General features: G+C 60.6%; 17 protein-coding genes. 10 read left to right on the top strand and 7 right to left on the bottom strand.

Features of this window, described 5'->3' with window-relative positions; genetic code table 11:
- The first annotated feature begins 48 nt into the window (after window positions 1–48).
- From CKW37_RS24150 to CKW37_RS24110, 9 genes are all read left to right on the top strand, one after another.
- Entirely contained in the window at window positions 49–951 is a 903-nt protein-coding gene (locus CKW37_RS24150; protein ID WP_095158742.1) for a LysR family transcriptional regulator, read from the top strand.
- A 295-nt stretch (window positions 952–1,246) separates the two neighbouring features.
- Window positions 1,247–2,827, top strand: a complete 1,581-nt coding sequence (locus tag CKW37_RS24145) for an FAD-dependent oxidoreductase (RefSeq protein ID WP_095158741.1) — start codon at window positions 1,247–1,249, stop codon at window positions 2,825–2,827.
- A gap of 19 nt (window positions 2,828–2,846) precedes the next feature.
- Window positions 2,847–3,347, top strand: a complete 501-nt coding sequence (locus CKW37_RS24140; RefSeq protein WP_095158740.1) for a RidA family protein — start codon at window positions 2,847–2,849, stop codon at window positions 3,345–3,347.
- A 133-nt stretch (window positions 3,348–3,480) separates the two neighbouring features.
- The gene (locus tag CKW37_RS24135) at window positions 3,481–5,853 is read left to right on the top strand and encodes a TonB-dependent receptor plug domain-containing protein (protein ID WP_371864335.1); all 2,373 of its coding nucleotides are present in this window, start codon (window positions 3,481–3,483) and stop codon (window positions 5,851–5,853) included.
- Between the two features lie 345 nt (window positions 5,854–6,198).
- On the top strand, window positions 6,199–7,533 hold the full coding sequence (locus CKW37_RS24130; protein WP_095158738.1) for an LLM class flavin-dependent oxidoreductase: 1,335 nt from the start codon (window positions 6,199–6,201) through the stop codon (window positions 7,531–7,533).
- A 68-nt stretch (window positions 7,534–7,601) separates the two neighbouring features.
- A complete protein-coding gene (locus CKW37_RS24125) occupies window positions 7,602–8,705 on the top strand; it encodes an LLM class flavin-dependent oxidoreductase (protein WP_095158737.1) in 1,104 nt (367 codons plus the stop codon).
- A gap of 424 nt (window positions 8,706–9,129) precedes the next feature.
- Complete coding sequence (gene mexE / locus CKW37_RS24120; RefSeq protein ID WP_095158736.1) at window positions 9,130–10,374, top strand: multidrug efflux RND transporter periplasmic adaptor subunit MexE; 1,245 nt, start codon at window positions 9,130–9,132, stop codon at window positions 10,372–10,374.
- Between the two features lie 12 nt (window positions 10,375–10,386).
- On the top strand, window positions 10,387–13,566 hold the full coding sequence (locus CKW37_RS24115) for an efflux RND transporter permease subunit (RefSeq protein ID WP_095158735.1): 3,180 nt from the start codon (window positions 10,387–10,389) through the stop codon (window positions 13,564–13,566).
- The gene (locus CKW37_RS24110) at window positions 13,563–14,990 is read left to right on the top strand and encodes an efflux transporter outer membrane subunit (RefSeq protein WP_095158734.1); all 1,428 of its coding nucleotides are present in this window, start codon (window positions 13,563–13,565) and stop codon (window positions 14,988–14,990) included. Before CKW37_RS24115 ends, CKW37_RS24110 begins: the two co-directional genes overlap by 4 nt.
- A gap of 186 nt (window positions 14,991–15,176) precedes the next feature.
- Here CKW37_RS24110 and CKW37_RS24105 read toward each other — a convergent pair whose 3' ends face one another.
- The gene (locus tag CKW37_RS24105; protein WP_095158733.1) at window positions 15,177–15,617 is read right to left on the bottom strand and encodes a nuclear transport factor 2 family protein; all 441 of its coding nucleotides are present in this window, start codon (window positions 15,615–15,617) and stop codon (window positions 15,177–15,179) included.
- Window positions 15,618–16,090: 473 nt separating this feature from the next.
- Between CKW37_RS24105 and CKW37_RS24100 the strand changes: the two genes are divergently transcribed.
- Window positions 16,091–16,402 carry a DUF3077 domain-containing protein gene (locus tag CKW37_RS24100; RefSeq protein ID WP_095158732.1) on the top strand — a complete coding sequence of 104 codons (312 nt, stop codon included), beginning with the start codon at window positions 16,091–16,093 and terminating at the stop codon, window positions 16,400–16,402.
- A 266-nt stretch (window positions 16,403–16,668) separates the two neighbouring features.
- Here CKW37_RS24100 and CKW37_RS32625 read toward each other — a convergent pair whose 3' ends face one another.
- The 6 genes from CKW37_RS32625 to CKW37_RS24085 form a co-directional block, all read right to left on the bottom strand.
- On the bottom strand, window positions 16,669–17,091 hold the full coding sequence (locus tag CKW37_RS32625) for a hypothetical protein (protein ID WP_143502131.1): 423 nt from the start codon (window positions 17,089–17,091) through the stop codon (window positions 16,669–16,671).
- 81 nt (window positions 17,092–17,172) lie between these two features.
- Window positions 17,173–17,865 carry a transposase gene (locus tag CKW37_RS24095; RefSeq protein ID WP_095158731.1) on the bottom strand — a complete coding sequence of 231 codons (693 nt, stop codon included), beginning with the start codon at window positions 17,863–17,865 and terminating at the stop codon, window positions 17,173–17,175.
- A 196-nt stretch (window positions 17,866–18,061) separates the two neighbouring features.
- A complete protein-coding gene (locus CKW37_RS24090) occupies window positions 18,062–18,451 on the bottom strand; it encodes a hypothetical protein (RefSeq protein WP_095158730.1) in 390 nt (129 codons plus the stop codon).
- 466 nt (window positions 18,452–18,917) lie between these two features.
- Window positions 18,918–19,316: a hypothetical protein gene (locus CKW37_RS32620; protein ID WP_143502129.1), complete on the bottom strand. Its 399-nt coding sequence runs from the start codon at window positions 19,314–19,316 to the stop codon at window positions 18,918–18,920.
- Entirely contained in the window at window positions 19,313–19,600 is a 288-nt protein-coding gene (locus CKW37_RS32615) for a hypothetical protein (protein ID WP_143502127.1), read from the bottom strand. The genes CKW37_RS32620 and CKW37_RS32615 overlap by 4 nt, the downstream gene beginning before the upstream one ends.
- Before the next feature lie 369 nt (window positions 19,601–19,969).
- On the bottom strand, window positions 19,970–20,078 hold a 109-nt coding region (locus CKW37_RS24085), incomplete at its 5' end, for an IS3 family transposase (RefSeq protein ID WP_135192744.1).

Here is a 20,078-nt window from a genome sequence, read left to right as displayed (position 1 = left end):
TTATTCTGCAAAAACATTTCCCCGGCTCAGAGTATGTGAGAAGCGAATATGAAGATCGATGACATGGACGCCTTTGTCGCCGTCATCCGCTGCCAGTCGACCAACCTCGCCGCCGAGGCGTTGCAGTTGACCCAGCCGGCGATCACGCGGCGGGTGCAGAATTTCGAGGAAGACCTGGGCGCCAATCTGCTGGATCGCAACACCAAGCCGCTCAAGCCGACGCCCATGGGCTGGCGGGTCTATGAGCAGTGCAAGGCGATCCTGCGGGAGATCGACACCCTGCGCGAGCTGGTCGCCAGCGACGGTGCGCCCAGCGGCACATTGCGGCTGGGCGTGCCGCAGACCATCGGCGACGTGGTCCTGCTCGATGCCCTCGCGCAGATCCGCGAGGCGTACCCAGACCTGCGCACCTCGGTGGTCAGCGGCTGGGGCAGTTCGCTGATCGCCAAGATGGAAAACGGCGATCTGGACGCTGCCGCCGCGCTGTTCCCCACCGGCAAGATTTTCCCCGAAGGCATCGCCAGCCGCTCCATCGGCCGCATGCAATTGCGGGTGGTCGCGGCCAAGGGCACGGCGACCAAGCGCAGCTACAAGCTCAAGGACTGTTACCTGCGCGGCTGGGTGCTCAACCCCGACGGTTGCGGTTTCCGCGCCGGCCTGCAGCGGGCGCTGAGCGAACAGGGGCTGTCGTTGCAGATCAATCTGGAGACCTTCGGCACCGAGCTGCAATTGGGCCTGGTGGCCAACGGTCAGGGCCTGGGCCTGGTGCCGGAGCCGCTGCTGGCGACCAGTCGCCACCGCGATCAACTCGAAGTCCTCAACGTCAGCGATTTCAAGCCGCAAGTGGACCTGTGGCTGTTCCATCCGCGCTACCTGGGCAACCTGCAGGAACCGGTGGAATTGTTCGGCACGGTCTCGGCGCAGCGCCTGGACGGAAACAAAATATCCTGATCGCATGTTAGAAAATAATCTTTATGCCATTTTCTGATAATTAACTTAGAACCAAAAAGCCTTTCACAAGCGCCTTTCAGACGCTTATGTTCGTTTCACCGACCCCAACCTGGTGGAGGCAAATGGATTTCTGCCACCGCCAGCGGGTCTGCCCTTTCCGCTTCTCCCCGCCTTTGCGGCATTTCCCTGGCCGTGCGCAGAACGTCGACATCCCAACCTCGCGGTTGCTGTCGGGTCGTGCTGCCTATGTCCTTCGCGCAGCGCACCTCCGGCAACCTTCATGGAGATACGCGATATGGGGCTCACCCGTAGAGATCTGATTTCCCGCCTGGCCGCCATCGGTGGCTATTCGGCGGCGCTTGGCGGCCTGTCCGCGCTGGGGCTGCCGGGCTCGGCCCAGGCGGCGACCTTCGAACCTTTGAAACTGGCCAGCCGCGCCGGCAACGGCAAAAAAGTCGTGATCGTCGGTGGCGGCATCAGCGGCCTGGTCTCGGCCTACGAGCTGCGCAAGGCCGGCTTCGAGGTCAAGCTGCTGGAAGCCCGCGATCGCATCGGTGGCCGGGTCTGGACCCTGCGCAATGGCGACCGCATCGAGCACAACGACGGCAGCAAACAAACCGTGGAATTCGACAACGGTCTGTTCTTCAACGCTGGCGCCGCACGCCTGCCCAGCCACCACCTGACCATCCTCGGCTATTGCCGTGAGCTGGGCGTGGAGCTGGAAGTGCTGGTCAACAGCAGCCGTAACGCCCTGGCCCAGCCGGACCTGAGCAAGCCGCCGCTGCTGCTGCGCCAGGCGGTCAACGATACCCGCGGCCACCTGAGCGAGCTGCTGGCGCGCAGTGTCCAGCGCAACAGCCTCGACCAGGAACTGAACGCCGGCGAGCGCAAGGCGCTGCTGGATTTCCTCAAGGTCTACGGCGACCTCAATGACGAGCGCCAGTACCGCGGCTCGGTGCGCTCGGGCTACACGCGCTTCGCCGGGGCCGGCGACCAGACCCCGGTGCAGCGCACGCCGGTGGAACTCGACCGCCTGCTCGACAGCAACCTGCTGCTGCCGCTGGTGTTCGATGAAATCCCGGAATTTTCCGCGACCATGTTCCAGCCCGTGGGCGGCATGGACCAGATCCCCAAGGCGTTCTATCGCCAGGTCAAGGACGCGGTGCAACTGAACGCCGAAGTGCAGTCGATCCAGACCTCGGAAACCGGCAGTCGCGTGGTCTGGCGCGACCGCATCAGCGGCCGCCAGCACACCGAGGACGCCGACTACGCGGTGGTCGCCCTGCCCCTGCCGCTGCTGCGCAAGCTCGACAGCAACTTCACTCCGGCCTTCAAGCAGGCGCTGGAACTGGCCAAGCCGGACAAGGCCAACAAAGTCGCCTGGCAGTCGCCGCGCTTCTGGGAAACCGACTTCCAGATCTACGGCGGGCTCTCGTACATCAACCATGACGCGCGTTTTCTCTGGTACCCGAGCGACCGCCTGAACAGCGCGCAAGGCGTGCTGGTGGCGACCTACAACACCGGCGAAACCGCCGAGGCCTTTGCCGGCAAGACCTTGCAGGAGCAGTTCGCGTCGTCGAAAAGCGCGGTGGAATCGCTGCACCCCGGCCACTCGCAAAAGCTCGGCCGCTCGGTGGCGGTCAACTGGTCGAAAATCCCCTTCAGCGAAAGCCCGTGGATTGTCCACGACGAAGTGGTGCAACCGGCCTACGACACGCTCAACCAGCCCCAGGGCCGTACCTGGCTGGCCAGCGACGCCCTCGCCCACGGCGGCGTCGGCATCTGGCAGAACAGCGCCGCCGAATCCGCCCGTCGCGTGGTCGGCCTGATCGCCGAGCACGCCAACCAGACCACCCGCAACGTTGCCGCCGCCTGACCGACAAGGAATGTCACCCATGAACACGATCACCACACTGACCCTCGGAGCCCTGATGAGCCTGACCCTGAACGCCGCCCACGCCGACAGCATCCAGCGCATCAGCCCGCCGGGCTCCACCTTCCCCATCTCGCAACTGGTCACGGTGCCGGCCTCGGCGCAACTGACCTTCGTCAGCGGCACCCTGCCCGATGTCGCCGACCCCAAGGCGCCGAAAGGCAGCATCCAGGCCTATGGCAACACCGAAACCCAGACCTTCTCGGTGCTGACCAAACTGCGCAGCGCGCTGCAGAGCCAGGGCCTGGACCTTGGCGATATCGTGCAATTGCGAGTCTTCCTCGTCGGTGACCCGGACAAGGGCGGCACCCTCGACTTCGCTGGCCTGCAGGCCGCCTACACGAAGTTCTTCGCCACCGCCGAACAGCCGAACAAACCGACCCGCACCGCGCTGCAAGTGGTTGCGCTGCCGCTGCCGGGCGCGTTGGTGGAAATCGAAGCCATCGCCGCCAAGGCGCCTTGAGCCCGGCCATTCGGCCCCGTCCTCGCACGAAGAACAACAGAACAGGAAACACGCCTTGAACACTGCCCCTTTGTCCCGCTGGCCAGCGGCGACCGCGCGCACCCCACTGTTGGGCGCGGCACTGCTTGCCAGCCTGAATATCCCCGGCCTCAGCGCCGCAGAACTGAGCGACCCCGCAGCCAGCGGCTCGCGCCTGGAAACCGTGATCGTCACCGGTAGCCGCGGCAGCGAAAAACGCACCGTGACCACCAGCCCGGCGCCGATCGACGTGATCAGCGCCAAGCAACTGCAAGACACCGGCAAGCCCGGGCTGATGGAAGCCCTCAGCGCCAGCGTCGCCTCCTTCACCCTGCCGGAAAAAACCGGCTGGGACGCCAGCGGCATGGCCCGCGCGCCAAGCCTGCGCGGGCTCAACGCGGCGCAAGTGCTGGTGCTGGTCAACGGCAAGCGCCGGCACACCAGCGCCACCCTGAACATCAGCGGAATCAACGCCGGCGCCGCCCCCGCCGACCTCGACCTGATCCCCATCAGCGCCATCGACCACGTCGAAGTGCTGCGTGACGGCGCCGCCGCCCAGTACGGCTCCGACGCCATCGCCGGGGTCATCAACGTGATCCTCAAGGCCGACACCAGCGGCACCGCCGTGACCAATGCCGGCCAGGGCTACGACGGCAAGAAACAGACCGTGCAGCAAAGCGTCAACAAGGGCTTCGAGATCGGCACCGACGGCGTGCTGCAACTGGCCCTGGATGCCCGCAGCCAGAACGACGACAACAAAGCCAGCGCCAACGGCTACAGCTATGCCGAAGCCCATGAAAAGGCCGGCAAGGTCACCTATGGCGGCTACGGCACGCCGAAGATCAACCTGCTGACCCTGGGCTATAACGCCGAACTGCCGGTCAACGATGACCTGAGCCTGTACTCGTTCAGCACCTGGTCCTACCGCAAGGCCGAACAGGGCCAGAACTTCCGCCTGCCGACCATCGTCAACACCATCACCACCGGCCCCAACGGCCGCCCGGCCGGCTACACGCCGACCTGGTACATCGAAGAACAGGACTTCCAGGCGGCCTTCGGCGCCAAGGGCCAGGCCAGCGAATGGGACTGGGACCTGTCCAGCACCTACGGGCGCAACGACGCCGAACAGGGCACCTGGAACAACCAGAACCCGTCGCTGGGCGAGGCCACGCCGAACCACTTCAAGTCCGGCACCTGGATCTCCACGCAACTGACCAGCAACCTCGACCTGCACCGTGGTTTCGACGTCGGCCTGAGCAAACCGCTGGATCTGTCCTGGGGTCTGGAACAGCGCCGCGACGGTTATGAAGTGGAAGACGGCGACTGGGCCAGTTGGGCCAACGGCGGCTACTGCGTGGCTCCGGGCAACTGCGCCTCGTCGGGGGCGCAGGTCACCAACGGCATCTCCCCGGCGGAGACCGCCAGCGAACACCGCAACAGCGTCGCCAGCTATGTGGACGTGGGTTTCAACCCGCTGCCGCAGTGGTACGTCGGCACCGCGCTGCGCTACGAACACTTTGACCAGGGCATCGGCGCGACCCGCAGCGGCAAGCTCAGCACCCGCTACGAGTTCACCCCGCAACTGGCGGTGCGCGCCACGGTAAGCAACGGCTTCCGCGCACCGTCGCTGGCCAACAGCCTGTTCAGTGCCCGCTCCACCACCTTTGGCGTGGTCAACGGCGTCTACCAGTCGATCAACTTCGGCGTGCTGCCGGTGGACTCGGCCGCCGCCAAGGCCCTTGGCGCCGAACCGCTGAAACCGGAGAAGTCGGCCAACTACAGCCTCGGCCTGACCTTCCAGCCCACCGACCGACTGTCGTTTACCGCTGACGCCTACCTGATCAACGTGCGCGACCGCATCACCCTGACCGGCACCCTGCTCGGCCCGGAAGTGACCCAGAGCCTGGTGGCCAACGGCATCACCTCGACCTCCGGCGGCCAGTACTTCACCAACGGCGCCAACACCCGCACCAAGGGCCTGGACCTGGTCAGCAACTATGACCAGGACCTCGGCGGCCTGGGCAGCGTGAAGTGGACCGCGGCGTTCAACTGGAACCACACCGAGATTCTCGACTACAAAGAGAGCGTCAACATCCTGGGCCGCAACTACGAGCTGATGGACCGTGAGGCGCGCAACTTCATCACCGGCGTACAGCCCAAGACCAAACTGCTCCTGGGCGGTAACTGGCGCCTGGACCGTTACAGCGTCAACCTCGGCTTGACCCACTACGGCTCCTACCGCGAGGTCAACGACGCCAGCGACCGCTCGTACGACCGGGTCTACAAGGCGCGCTGGATTACCGACCTGGACGTGGGCTATCAGTTGACCAAGGACCTCAACCTGGCGATTGGCGCGAAGAACCTGTTCGACATCTATCCCGAGCGGCAATCGCCGAGCAACAAGACCATGGTCAAGAGCTATGGGGCGTATTCGCCGTATGGATTTACCGGGGGGTATTACTTCACGCGGTTGACGTATGACTTCTGAAGTTTGATGCAATCCTGCAGGTGAAGCACTGTACACCTGTAGGAGCGGCTTCAGCCGCGATCGGGCGCGAAGCGGCCGCAAAACAGGTTTACACCGATTTGGGGCCGCTGCGCGGCCCATCGCGGCTGAAGCCGCTCCTACCAAAGCTGCGGCAGCCGGCAGATTCTGGCAAAAATCAAAATTCAATTTATTGATATTAGTCAATTTATGTAATGCGTAATTTACATAATTAGCATAGAAGAAAATGTGCTTTCACAGGCGTCATTCACACGTTTAAGGTCTATCCCACAGACCGACCCCTTTCCTGGCGGAGGCCCTTGTTCCCCCTCTTTTCAGGAGCCAAGCATGAGCAAACGACAGATCAAACTCGGCGCGATGATCCACGGTGTCGGTCACGGCTGGGGCGAGTGGCGTCATCCGGACGCGCTGGCCGACGCCAGCGTCAACTTCGGCTACTACAAGCAACAGGCGCAATTGGCCGAAGGCGCCAAATTCGACTTCGCCTTCATCGCCGACAGCCTGCACATCCACGCCAAATCCAGCCCGCACTACCTCAACCGCTTCGAACCACTGACCATCCTCTCGGCCCTGGCCGCCGTCACCGAGCACATCGGCCTGGTGGCGACCATCACCGTCAGCTACACCGAACCCTTCCAGGTCGCCCGGCAACTGGCCTCGCTCGACCATATCAGCGGCGGCCGCGCCGGCTGGAACGTGGTCACCTCATGGCTGTCCGGCACCGCCGACAACTTCGGCAAGGCCGAGCACCCGCCGCATGCCGAGCGCTACCGCATCGCCAAGGAGCACGTGCAAGTGGTCCAGGGCCTGTGGGATTCCTGGGAAGACGACGCGCTGGTGCGTGACAAGCAGAGCGGCCAGTTCTTCGACCCGGACAAGCTGCACGCGCTGGACCACCAGGGCGAGTTCTTCAAGGTCAAAGGCCCGCTGAACATCGCCCGCTCGCGCCAGGGCCAGCCGCTGATCTTCCAGGCCGGCACCTCCGAGGACGGCCGCAACTTCGCCGCACGCCAGGCCGACGCGATCTTCGTCAGCCCCGACGGTTTCAGCGGCGCCCGCGCCTATTACCAGGACCTCAAGCAACGGGCGAAAAATTTCGGCCGCAACCCGGACGAGCTGTTCATCCTGCCGGGCATCCGCCCCATCGTCGGCCTCGACGCCGACGACGCCGAAGACCGCTACCAGCAAGCCGCGGCACTGGTCAGCATCGATGACGCGCTGGTCGCCCTGGGCCGGCCGTTCAACGACTACGACTTCAGCGGCCATGACCTCGACGCGCCGTTCCCCGACCTCGGCGACCTCGGCAGCCAGAGCCATAAAGGCTCCTCCGACCACCTCAAGCAATTGGCCCGCGACGAAGGCCTGACCCTGCGCCAGGTAGCGCTGCGCTTCTCGGCACCGACACGGGATTTCGTCGGCACCGCCGAAGAAGTCGCCAACGCCCTGCAGGACTGGTTCGAACACGGCGCGGCGGACGGTTTCATCATCAATTCGCTGCTGCCCGACGGCCTGCAACGCTTCACCGAAACGGTGGTGCCGTTGCTGCAACAACGCGGGTTGCTGCGCCAGGAATACGAAGGCCAGACCCTTCGCGACAACTTTGGCCTGGCAGTGCCGGCCAACCGCTACACCTTGCGTCGCACCCAGGAAGCGGTCGCCTGAACCGCCCCAAAGCCCATTGCGCCCGCGCCGAGCGCGGGCCACTCTGACACGCACAAGGAGTTTGCCCCATGAGCCTCGAATTCATCGGCCTGATCGGCCCCCAGGAAGCCAGCGAATCCCAGGCGCCACGCGGCCCGAGCGTTGACCTGGAATTCATCAAGGCCTTCGCCCAGGCCCAGGAATACGGCGGTTTCGACAAGGCCCTGCTGGCGGTCAACACCAGCGCCGCCGACTCGCTGATCATCGCCAGCCATGTCGCCGCCTACACCGAAAAACTCGGCCTGCTGGTGGCCCACCGTCCGGGCTTCCAGGCGCCGACTTTCGCCGCCCGCCAGTTCGCCACCCTCGACCAGCTCAGCCGTGGCCGCGCCTCGATCAACGTGATTACCGGCGGCGACAGCGGCGACCTGCAGCGTGACGGCGACTTCATCGACAAGGACGCCCGCTACGCCCGCACCGACGAATACCTCGACGTGGTCAAACAGACCTGGACCGCGACCCAACCCTTCAGCCACGAAGGCGCGCACTACCACGTCGAAGACAACCTGACCCTGATCAAGCCGCTGCAAAAGCCCCATGTGCCGATCTACTTCTCGGGCGCTTCCGACGCCGCCGTAGAAGTCGCGGCCAAGCACGCCGACGTCTACATGATGTGGGGCGAGCCGCTGGAGCAGGTGCGCGAGCGCATCGCCAAGGTGCGCAAGGCGGCGGCCAAATATGGCCGCGAGAAACACATCCGCTTCAGCCTGTCGCTGCGGCCGATTCTCGGCGCCACCGAAGAAGCCGCCTGGGCCCGCGCCGAGCAGATCCTCGCCGATGCGCGGGTGCTGCATGAACTACGGGCGAGCAAGCGTCGCGAATTCAACGTCGGCAAGAACAACATCGGCTCGGCGCGCCTGGTGGAACTGGCCAGCCAGAAAGTGGTGCACGACAAACGCCTGTGGACCGCGATCGCCGCGCTGACCGGCGCGGCGGGCAACTCCACCTCTCTGGTGGGCACCGCCGACCAGGTCGCCGAGGCGGCGCTGGAGTACTACAACCTCGGCGTGACCACCTTCCTGTTCCGTGGCTTCGACCAACTGCGCGATGCGGTGGAGTATGGCCAGGACCTGCTGCCACGGATTCGTGCGCGGGTGGCCGAGCAGGCGCAGGGCAAGCGCGCCAACGGCTGAATTCAAGGCAAAAAAAAACCGCCAGTAACCCTACTGGCGGTGAAACGTAGCGCAGATATGAAGATAGTGCCGTCGCACCCTGGACGACCCGGTCCAGAGGAACGACGCCAGTATCCTCGCCCAGCACCCAGACTGCTTGCTCCTGCCTGCCAATAGCTTGGCTGTGGTTGCCACGGCCTGCACCGTATCTGTCTGCATCTGTAGGAGCGAGCTTGCTCGCGATCAAGGCCCCTTCGCGAGCAAGCTCGCTCCTACAGATACCGATATAGATACAGTGGGCGCGCAAGGCATAACTATCGACGCCACGCGATAACACTCCACTTCTATCATTGCGCGTGATAGTCACCTTCGCTTCGTTCGATTCGTGCCCACCCGCGCCTGAACGCAGAATCCGCCCACTATCAATATATTGGCGGAGTTCTCCATGGAGCAGTCACTCAAACCCTTGCGCTATCCCCTTGCTGCGTTGGCCCTTCTGGTGATGAGTGCCTGTGGTCGCACCCCGGAGGCGGTCCAGGCACCCGGCGCGCCGAAAGTCAGCGTGGCCAAGGTGCTGGAACAACCAATCAATGAATGGGACGAGTTCACCGGCCGCCTCGAAGCGCCGGAAACCGTCGAAGTCCGCCCCCGCGTCTCCGGGCAGATCGATCAGGTGGCCTTCACCGAAGGCGCCCAGGTCAACAAGGGCGACCTGCTGTTCCAGATCGACCCTCGCCCGTTCCAGGCTGAGGTCCGCCGCCTCGAAGCCCAGGTACAACAAGCCCGCGCCACCGCCATCCGCAGTGAAAACGAAGCCCAGCGCGGCGAGCGTCTGCGCAACAGCAACGCCATTTCCGCCGAGCTGGCCGAGTCGCGCACCAGCGCCGCCGCCGAAGCCCGCGCCGGAGTCGCGGCGATCCAGGCGCAACTCGACCTGGCCAAACTGAACCTGAGCTTCACCCGCGTTACCGCGCCGATCAGCGGCCGGGTCAGCCGCGCCCAGTTCACCGCCGGCAACATCGTCACCGCCGACGTCACGCCGCTGACCAGCGTCGTCTCCACCGACCGCGTCTACGCCTACTTCGATGCCGACGAGCGCGTCTACCTGAAATACACCCAGCTCGCCCGCGACGGCCAGCGCGGCCAGACCACCCCGGTGTACCTCGGCCTGTCCAACGAAACCGGCAACCCGCACCTGGGCCAGATGAACTTCGTCGACAACCAGGTCAACCCGAAGACCGGCACCATCCGTGGCCGCGCCGTGTTCGACAACCGTGACGGCCAGTTCACCCCCGGCCTCTACGCCCGCCTGAAACTGGTCGGCAGCGCCACCTATTCGGCGGTGCTGATCAACGACGAAGCCGTGGGCACCGACCTGGGCAAGAAGTTCGTGCTGGTCATGGACAAGGACAACAAGGCCGATTACCGCCCGGTCGAGCTCGGTCCGAAACTCGAAGGCCTGCGCATCGTCCGCGCCGGCCTGAGCAAGGAGGACCGCATCGTGGTCAAGGGCCTGCAACGCGTACGCCCCGGCTCGTCGGTCACCCCTGAAGAAACACCGATGGCCAGCGAAGCGACCCTCGCCGCCCTCGCCCAACAGCGCCAGGCCCTGGAAGCCGCCAACCGTCCGCCAGTGCCCGCCGGCGCCGCGACGGTCAAGCTTGCCAGCGCCACGGCTCCACGCGGTTAAGGGACCAGTCCAATGCATTTTTCCCGGTTTTTCATTACCCGGCCGATCTTCGCCGCGGTGCTCTCGCTGCTGATCCTGATCGCCGGCGCCATCTCGCTGTTCCAGTTGCCGATCAGCGAATACCCGGAAGTCGTGCCGCCCACCGTGGTCGTGCGCGCCAACTTCCCCGGCGCCAACCCCAAGGTGATCGGCGAAACCGTCGCCGCGCCGCTGGAACAAGCCATCACCGGTGTCGAGAACATGCTGTACATGTCCTCGCAGTCCACCGCCGACGGCAAGATCACCCTGACCATCACTTTCGCCCTCGGCACCGACCTGGACAACGCCCAGGTGCAGGTGCAGAACCGCGTGACCCGCACCCAGCCCAAGCTGCCGGAAGAAGTGACGCGTATCGGCATCACCGTCGACAAGGCCTCGCCCGACCTGACCATGGTCGTGCACCTGACCTCGCCGGATAACCGCTACGACATGCTCTACCTGTCCAACTACGCCATCCTCAACATCAAGGATGAGCTGGCGCGCCTCGGCGGCGTCGGTGATGTGCAGTTGTTCGGCATGGGCGACTACTCGCTGCGGGTCTGGCTCGATCCGAACAAGACCGCTTCGCGCAACCTGACCGCCAGCGACGTGGTCACCGCCATCCGCGAACAGAACCGCCAGGTCGCCGCCGGCCAACTCGGCGCACCGCCCGCGCCCGGCAGCACCAGCTTCCAGCTCTCGGTCAACACCCAGGGCCGGCTGGTCAGCGAAGAAGAGTTTGAAAACATCATCATCCGCTCCGGCGAGAACGGTGAAATCACCCGCCTGAAAGACATCGCCCGGATCGAATTGGGTTCCAGCCAGTACGCCCTGCGTTCGCTGCTGAACAACCAGCCGGCGGTAGCGATCCCGATCTTCCAGCGCCCAGGCTCCAACGCCATCGAGATCTCCGACGAAGTGCGGGGCAAGATGGCCGAGCTGAAGAAAGACTTCCCCGAAGGCATGGACTACAGCATCGTCTACGACCCGACCGTGTTCGTTCGCGGCTCGATCGAGGCGGTGGTGCACACCCTGTTCGAAGCGCTGATTCTCGTGGTGCTGGTGGTGATCCTGTTCCTGCAGACCTGGCGCGCCTCGATCATTCCGCTGGTGGCCGTGCCCGTGTCGCTGATCGGTACGTTCGCGGTGATGCACCTGTTCGGCTTCTCGCTCAACGCGCTGTCGCTGTTCGGCCTGGTGCTGGCCATCGGTATCGTGGTGGACGACGCCATCGTTGTGGTGGAGAACGTCGAACGGAACATCGAGCTTGGCCTCGAACCGCTGGAAGCCACGAAAAAAGCCATGAGCGAAGTGACCGGGCCGATCGTCGCCACGGCGCTGGTGCTGTGCGCCGTGTTTATCCCGGCGGCGTTCATCTCCGGCCTCACCGGGCAGTTCTATAAACAGTTCGCCCTGACCATCGCCATCTCCACCGTGATCTCGGCCTTCAACTCGCTGACCCTGTCGCCGGCCCTGGCCGCCGTATTGCTCAAGGGTCATCACGCGCCGAAAGACCGTTTCTCGCGGGTGCTCGATCGCCTGTTCGGCGGCTGGCTGTTCCGTCCGTTCAACCGCTTCTTCGAACGTGCCAGCCACAGCTACGTCGGCACCGTCGGCCGGGTAATCCGCCGCAGCGGCGTGGCAATGTTCGTCTACGCCGGGCTGATGGTGCTGACCTGGATGGGCTTCTCGTCCACCCCGACCGGCTTCGTCCCCGCGCAGGACAAACAGTACCTGGTGGCCTTCGCCCAGTTGCCGGACGCGGCCAGCCTCGACCGCACCGAAGCGGTCATCAAGAAAATGAGCGAAATCGCCCTGAAACAACCGGGCGTGGCCGACTCGGTAGCCTTCCCGGGCCTGTCGATCAACGGTTTCACCAACAGCCCGAACAGCGGCATCGTGTTCACCCCGCTCAAGCCGTTCGATGAGCGCAAAGACCCGAGCCAGTCGGCAGCCGCCATCGCCGCCGCGCTGAACGCGCAGTTCGCCGACATCCAGGACGCTTACATCGCGATCTTCCCGCCGCCGCCGGTACAGGGGCTGGGCACCATCGGCGGCTTCCGCCTGCAGATCGAAGACCGCGGCAACCTGGGCTATGAAGCGCTGTACAAAGAAACCCAGAACATCATCGCCAAAAGCCACAACGTGCCGGAGCTGGCCGGGCTGTTCACCAGCTACCAAGTCAACGTGCCGCAGGTCGATGCCGCCATCGACCGGGAAAAGGCCAAGACCCACGGCGTGGCCATCAACGACATCTTCGACACCCTGCAGATCTACCTGGGCTCGCTGTACGCCAACGACTTCAACCGTTTTGGCCGCACTTACCAGGTCAACGTCCAGGCTGAACAGCAGTTCCGTCTCGACGCCGAACAGATCGGCCAGTTGAAGGTGCGCAACAACCAGGGCGAGATGATTCCGCTGGCGACCTTCATCAAGGTCAGCGACACCTCCGGCCCCGACCGCGTGATGCACTACAACGGCTTCATCACCGCTGAGATCAACGGCGCCGCGGCCCCGGGCTACAGCTCCGGCCAGGCGGAAAAGGCCATCGAGAAACTGCTCAAAGAAGAACTGCCCAACGGCATGACCTTCGAGTGGACCGAGCTGACCTACCAGCAGATCCTCGCCGGTAACACCGCGCTGTTCGTCTTCCCGCTCTGCGTGCTGCTGGCCTTCCTGGTGCTGGCCGCCCAGTACGAAAGCTGGAGCCTGCCGCTGGCGGTGATCCTGATCGTGCCGATGACCCTGCTGTCGGCGATTACCGGGGTGATCCTGTCCGGTAGCGACAACAACATCTTCACCCAGATCGGCTTGATCGTACTGGTGGGGCTGGCGTGCAAGAACGCGATCCTCATCGTCGAGTTCGCCAAGGACAAACAGGCCGAGGGCCTCGACCCGCTGGCCGCGGTACTGGAAGCCTGCCGCCTGCGTCTGCGGCCGATCCTGATGACCTCGTTCGCCTTCATCATGGGTGTGGTGCCGCTGGTGTTCTCGTCCGGCGCCGGTGCCGAAATGCGTCACGCCATGGGTGTGGCGGTGTTCTCCGGGATGATCGGGGTGACCATCTTCGGCCTGCTGCTGACGCCCGTGTTCTTTGTCCTGATCCGTCGTTACGTCGAACGCAGCCAGGCGCGCAAGGCCGCGCGGCTGCCCGCCGTGGAGAACCACGCATGAACCCGTTGAACCTGAGCGCTGCAAAACTGTGGATGCCAAGCCTGTTGGTGCTGGCCCTGAGCGCCTGCGCCGTGGGCCCGGACTACAAGGCGCCGGAAACCGCCGCCGCCCACCTGGCCGCCACCGACGGCCAGGCCGGCCTGGACCGCAACCGCTTCGAAAGCGCCTGGTGGCACCAGTTCGAAGACCCGGTGCTGGACCAGTTGGTGACCCAGTCGCTGAACGGCAACCGTGACCTGCGCGTGGCGTTCGCCCGCCTCAAGGCGGCCCGTTCGATCCGCGAAGACGTCGACAACGACGCCTTCCCCACCGTCACCAGCCGCGCCAGCAGCGACCTCGGCAAAGGCCAGATTCCCGGCCAGACCGAAGACCGGGTCAACAGCGAACGCTACGACCTGGGCCTGGACATGGCGTGGGAACTGGACCTGTTCGGCCGCATCCAGCGCCAACTGGAAGCGAGCCAGGCCCAGGAAGCCGCGGCCCAGGCCGACCTGCAACAACTGCAAGTCAGCCTGATCGCCGAACTGGTGGACGCTTACGGCCAGCTTCGTGGCGCGCAACTGCGCGAGAAGATTGCCCTGGCCAACCTCAAGACCCAGCAGGACTCTCGCGGCATCACCGAAACCCTGCGCGATGCCGGTGTCGGCAACGAGCTGGACGTAGTCCGCGCCGACGCCCGCCTCGCGGCGGTGGAAGCCAGCGTGCCGCAACTGCAGGCTGAACAAGTGCGCGCGCGCAACCGCATCGCCACCCTGCTCGGCCAGCGGCCGGACGCGCTGAGCGTCGACCTGTCGCCGGCGCAACTGCCGGCCATCGCCAAGGCCCTGCCGGTGGGCGATCCGGGCGAACTGCTGCAACGCCGCCCGGACATCCGCCGCGCCGAACGCCAACTCGCGGCGGCCACCGCCAACGTCGGCGTCGCCACTGCCGACCTGTTCCCGCGGGTCAGCCTCAGCGGCTTCCTCGGCTTCACCGCCGGACGCGGTTCGCAGATCGGCTCGTCGGCGGCGTCCGCCTGGGCGCTTGGCCCGAGCATCACTTGGGCCGCGTTCGACCTCGGCAGCGTCCGTGCCCGCCTGCGCGGCGCCAACGCCGACGCCGAAGGCGCACTGGCGACCTATGAACAGCAAGTGCTGCTGGCGCTGGAAGAATCGGAAAACGCCTTCAGCGACTACGGCAAACGCCAACAACGCCTGCTCTCGCTGCTGAAACAGAGCGAAGCCAGCCGCAAAGCCGCGGACCTCGCCTCGATCCGCTACCGCGAAGGCACGGTGGACTACCTCGTTCTGCTCGACGCCGAACGCGAGCGCCTCGCCGCGGAAGACGCCCAGGCCCAGGGCGAAGTCGAGTTGTATCGCGGCATCGTCGCCATCTACAAAGCGTTGGGTGGTGGCTGGCAAGCCGAGACCGTCGCCGCCAAGTAATTCAGAGCTCCTTTGGTTGGTGAACACCGACCGTTTTGCCCCGCGGGCGTATGCCTTGCGGGGCTTTTTTTCGGCTGATCTTTCACACCTCATCGCCGGCAAGACCGGCTCCCACAAGGGCTGTGAACACCCAACCTGTCGGAGCTGGCTTGCCAGCGATGAGGCCGCAAAGCCCCGCAAAAAACCTCAACCCTCCCCTCGCAAATGAAACCCCATCTCCCCCACCGCATCCTGCAACCCATAATCCCGAAACGAAAACCGCCACACCCCGTCCACCCGCTCGAACTCATCGTGATACCGCCCCGCCGTGATCGGTTGTAACGGCAACCCTTCGGTGCACTGAAACACCGTGTAGTACGAACGCACCGTGGCACGGTTCGCCGCCTCATCGACCTCGATGATCGGATTACTGGTCACATGCTTGGTCCGCGGCGTGCCGCACGGATACAGCGTGATCAAGTCCCGCATCACCCCCAGCATCTGCGCTGAGTCGAGGGTCGGCCTGTCGCCCGCCAACTTGATCCGCGCATGCCGAAACAGCGCCGAGGCGCCCTCAAAGTCGCCGCAGTCCAGGCGCTCCGCATAGAGGTAAAGAAGATTGCTGATCGCTACCGCGCTGTCGGTCATAACGGCGTCCTCGTCGTTGGGCTCGCCCCACTATCGACCCGCACAGACGGCAACACATCGTCCATTCAAGCTACAAGCCCCCCACTCCCCCCTTCTGTAGGAGCGAGCTTGCTCGCGATCCCCCTGACACCCCGCCCAGCAAATCCCCCACCGGGGTGTCGCATAAAGCTACGAAATCCAGGCTTCTTCCGACTTTCATGTAGGCAATTTCCCAATCATACTTCCGCGCCTTATCAGCCGTTGCGCTCGTGGGAATCGGCACCTAGTCTTCGCCGGTCGTTGCCAAATCAACGACCGGCTTTGACAGGCCGACCTTTTCCGCAGAACGCTGGTTGCTATGGCAGCTGTGCGTGTGGGCGCCTTCGGGCGCGCCGGGTTTCTCTGTGGACCGGTCTGTCAACCCGCGCACAGTCGCCACCCACCTGTTTGACAGCAGTTCGTGGCGTCATCACTCCTTCACAGAGATCGACACCATGAAAAAGCCCGTACCTGATCCACCCGCTATCACCCCTCGCCTCGCCACCGTCCACACCCACTTCAGCGTGTGCAACGACAGCCACAAACCCCTGTTCGCCGTCTGCGCCGGCGTCGACATCGAAGATGCCCTCATACACCTGTCCATGACCCTGAAATCAGCATTCGAAACCAACCTGCAAGTCTGCGAACTGGCCGAGCAGGAAGTCGGGGATCTGGCGTGGAGTAACTACCACTCGCTGGAGATTTCCCGGGCGTTGGTTGAGTCGCTGTTGAAGGGAGTGCGGGGCAGAGAGGTTAAGGCTGAGTAGCGTGTTATTGGCTTGCGCAGGCGAAACGACAAAGGGGCGGATTGTTTCAGGTGAGAAAATAAATCCGTCTCTTTTTTGAGTGTTGCGAGAATGAGCATGTGGAGAACGTTAAGTAAGTGCCATTCAAATCTGTCCCCTGACCCTTGCTGACCGAGTCCCGTCGATCAGCAAGGGCAGATGCTATGAAAAATGGGCAGCCTCAGAATGTTAAGTAAGTGCCATTCAAATCTGCCCCCTTTTCAGTTCTTTAAATTAAAGCCCCGCCCCTATTTAAAGCCAACATATACAGCCTCTACCGTGGCTCGCCCCCCTAAATCGTTCATATCAGGAGCATAAAATCTGACCGAGTTTTGATTAACGTTTATGCCGGTTTTGTCCTTCTCCACTTCAAAAGGTACACCCTCAGCGTCAAAAAAACTCTCAACATCATCAATAGACAGACCTAAAACCTGCTTTCCATCATAATAAAAACAAGCATTAGGAAAATACACCTCTAACCCCAACAACTCATTAGAGCAGTTGTACCAAACTTGCATTACAGCTTCACCAAAGGCGTCAATTGAATTTTCTGAAAATTCAGTTTTAGGAAAAACCCTATACGGCAAACCAATCACCCCCCTAACTTCTTCTCTACCTTGCCCGCAAAAGAAATTCTCGAGACCATTAGACTGACTGTAATTTAACCTCATGAAATCCACCTCGGCTTAAAATCTTCAGGATTAGGGGAAAAGGAAAAAGAAAGCAGCGAAAAGGGGACGGATTTATTTTCTTTAACCCGACCTTGGCCGACCCTGTCCCCGCAGTTCTAATCTGACACCTGATATTTTCTCCACCTCATCAACAAAGCGATCAGCGCCGGTCAACTGCCCTCGCTGCAAGGCTGACCTAATGAGATTTAACTCGTCCTTCGAAGCAGCCTGCCTTAAAAACGATATATACCGATCTTTTCGTATTTCAGAAGTTTCTCCCAAAGCGGAATAGCAGGCAGAAATATCCAGCCAATCAAAACCTGGTTGAAGTTGAACTCTGGCTCTGTAGCTCGACCATGTATAGTCTTCAGCATCATCCACCATGCAAGCCCTCACGGGATTTAGCTCAATGTATCGGCAACAGGCAAGCAGATAGCTCTCTGACTGCACCACACTGGACTTATATCGGCTTTCCCATAACGTTCCTGATCGCCCTTCTAACTTATTCCGATATCGCGTCGCTCGGGCTGCCAACGCCTTCATCATCTGACCAAGGCCTGCGACTGCCTCTCCAGGCTCCAACAACAGGTGGACATGATTTGTCATCAGGCAGTAAGCATAAATTTTTATACCAAATGCGTCCTTCAGTTCCTGTAGATCATTGACGTAGCGCTGGTAGTCCTCCGCAGCAGCGAATACCACCTGTCGGTTGTGACCACGCTGAACGACGTGATGGGGGTAGTTGGGTAATACGACTCGTCCTATTCTTGGCATAGCAACCTCATTCCATTGAGGTTTTCAGCTTAGCAAAGCGAAAGAAAATAAATCTGTCCCCTTTTTCGTTGAACCAAATCGTCGTATGTGTAATTTGTACCCGTTACTCGGTCAGTTTTATTGAATCAAACGCTATTTTGCGAGAACCGAATATCATCAGCCGCATGAAGTGTGGCACTGCCTGCGTCTTTTGCACCTACAAGTAATCTAGCCAGTCACCGGACTTAACATTCTGTCTCGTCTTAAGGAAATCCTCGTACTGAGCTTTATGTTTTTCAACATCACCCTCAATATCTATAGAAATAAAACCACGCCCTCTCTCCTCTACAGATAAAGCTGTTGGCTTAATCTTAATCGGCGAAAGCTCTATCAAGACCCCTGAAACCTTAGACTTATGAAATATAAAGCTCTTTCCTCCGGCCAAGGGAAGGATTTCATCCATCACAGAAAACATTATTTCAGGGTTAGACATTTCAATTTTTTCACCATTTTCATAACTTTCTGAATAGTTCTCTGGTATGAGGAAAACCCTATAATCAATAATAACCAGCCAGCCATCTAGCTCAACAACATCACCGATATTCATTATCACTTCCCTATCACAATGGCATTAACGCCTATTGACATTGCGCCATCTAACAACCCTTGCTGAACACCTCTTGGCCCGACATACGGGTCTCGTGTCATATAGTAACTTACGCCATCAACAAACTTAACACTATCAACAATAATGAAGTGTTTTCCTTTGGCGCAAAAGCGCAAAAGGGGACAGATTTATTTTTTATTCAGCTAAAAATAAATCTGTCCCCTTCTCTTCACGTCCTATTCTTGGCATAGCAACCTCATTCCATTGAGGTTTTCAGCTTAGCAAAGCGAAAGAAAATAAATCTGTCCCCTTTTTCGCTAAGATGCCGCTTGCGAGAAAGCATCTAAGTTATGAGTACCGCTAATTCCACTTCTCTGTGTCAAGCCATCAAAATCGCTCAAGTGGCTCTCGATATTAGGATTGAAGCTAATCCCTTCCGGGAGGCCAGCAACCTCTTTTGCACCAACTATCCTTTAGGAGATATCTGCCTTACCCAATCCTCTCTAAGCCCAACCAAGATATTCATAACATTAGAGTAAGTCAAGAATGGTAAAAATAACGCAAAATTGGACAAGCCACATTTCACATCTAAGGGAACATAAAAATCAACATCCCCCGAACGACTCGAATTCGAAAAAAGCTCTACATTCAGGTGACTTTCAATACTAGAAACATCAGCAAACAACACCTTATTCGCAACTTCATTACTTCCAAAGAAAAAACCGTCAACATACACATCCAATCTTCCACCCTCTATCCCAGTAGAAAATAAAATGTCACCATCTTCAGCCTCCTCATGAAAGAACCCACGACCTAAGGCTTCAACATCTTTCATCCTTTTTTCAAGTGTTCGACGGATCTTCATTGTCCAACCCCTTTTAAAAAATCCCTCAAGCCTTCCTTAGTCGCGGGAAAGCTAAAAGAAAAATTCTGATTTACATTATCAAAACTACCTGTCCCAAGCTTAGAGCCTTCTGGGGATGCATAGCGACCTGTCAGAGTAATTTTTTCTGCACCTTGGGACTGAGCATAAGCAAGCATTTTCTTCAATGGTCCTGCTAATTCAGCGGCCCCATCAGCACCAACGCCAATGAATCCTTTCGAAGTACCTATCGCAAACTCATCAAATGTTATTTCACTTCCGCTCATGGTGACTCTTGGAGAGTAGATGGTTCCCACACCATTAGCTGCGTCAAAAGACACTTTACCTAATTCCTTAGGTATTTCTTTTGCACCAACCTCAACCTTGCCAGAACCTAACCCACCACTAAAATCTCCGGCACCCTCTACGAGCGCAAAAGGGGACAGATTTATTTTTTATTCAGCTAAAAATAAATCTGTCCCCTTTTCTTTTCCAAGTCCTTTTGCACCATCTAAAAATCACACAAATATCTAATCTGTTGCTACGCCTAAAGCGATCAATTTGATATTAGCGTCGCCTTCCACAAGCGTCCATCTTCCGAAAACTCCATGCGTAGAGTGTACGTCTTAAACTCATACTGAATCGCCCCTGGTTTCCTAGACACTCTCCAAGCTCAGGAAATAGCGTTTCTCATACTCTACTGGAGACAGCTGCATAGCACTGCTGTGTCGGCGTTTAGGGTTATAGAACATCTCGATGTAATCG

Source organism: Pseudomonas sp. Irchel 3E13 (assembly GCF_900187455.1).
Taxonomy (GTDB): Bacteria; Pseudomonadota; Gammaproteobacteria; order Pseudomonadales; family Pseudomonadaceae; genus Aquipseudomonas.
This window is presented reverse-complemented; position numbering and strand designations above follow the sequence as displayed.

Excerpts from the sequence above, each read along its gene's own strand:
- CKW37_RS24150 (WP_095158742.1), top strand. The coding sequence starts at position 49 with ATGAAGATCGATGACATGGACGCCTTTGTCGCCGTCATCCGCTGCCAG.
- CKW37_RS24145 (WP_095158741.1), top strand. The coding sequence starts at position 1,247 with ATGGGGCTCACCCGTAGAGATCTGATTTCCCGCCTGGCCGCCATCGGT.
- CKW37_RS24140 (WP_095158740.1), top strand. The coding sequence starts at position 2,847 with ATGAACACGATCACCACACTGACCCTCGGAGCCCTGATGAGCCTGACC.
- CKW37_RS24130 (WP_095158738.1), top strand. The coding sequence starts at position 6,199 with ATGAGCAAACGACAGATCAAACTCGGCGCGATGATCCACGGTGTCGGT.
- CKW37_RS24125 (WP_095158737.1), top strand. The coding sequence starts at position 7,602 with ATGAGCCTCGAATTCATCGGCCTGATCGGCCCCCAGGAAGCCAGCGAA.
- mexE (WP_095158736.1), top strand. The coding sequence starts at position 9,130 with ATGGAGCAGTCACTCAAACCCTTGCGCTATCCCCTTGCTGCGTTGGCC.
- CKW37_RS24115 (WP_095158735.1), top strand. The coding sequence starts at position 10,387 with ATGCATTTTTCCCGGTTTTTCATTACCCGGCCGATCTTCGCCGCGGTG.
- CKW37_RS24110 (WP_095158734.1), top strand. The coding sequence starts at position 13,563 with ATGAACCCGTTGAACCTGAGCGCTGCAAAACTGTGGATGCCAAGCCTG.
- CKW37_RS24105 (WP_095158733.1), bottom strand. The coding sequence starts at position 15,617 with ATGACCGACAGCGCGGTAGCGATCAGCAATCTTCTTTACCTCTATGCG.
- CKW37_RS24100 (WP_095158732.1), top strand. The coding sequence starts at position 16,091 with ATGAAAAAGCCCGTACCTGATCCACCCGCTATCACCCCTCGCCTCGCC.
- CKW37_RS32625 (WP_143502131.1), bottom strand. The coding sequence starts at position 17,091 with ATGAGGTTAAATTACAGTCAGTCTAATGGTCTCGAGAATTTCTTTTGC.
- CKW37_RS24095 (WP_095158731.1), bottom strand. The coding sequence starts at position 17,865 with ATGCCAAGAATAGGACGAGTCGTATTACCCAACTACCCCCATCACGTC.
- CKW37_RS24090 (WP_095158730.1), bottom strand. The coding sequence starts at position 18,451 with ATGAATATCGGTGATGTTGTTGAGCTAGATGGCTGGCTGGTTATTATT.
- CKW37_RS32620 (WP_143502129.1), bottom strand. The coding sequence starts at position 19,316 with ATGAAGATCCGTCGAACACTTGAAAAAAGGATGAAAGATGTTGAAGCC.
- CKW37_RS32615 (WP_143502127.1), bottom strand. The coding sequence starts at position 19,600 with ATGAGCGGAAGTGAAATAACATTTGATGAGTTTGCGATAGGTACTTCG.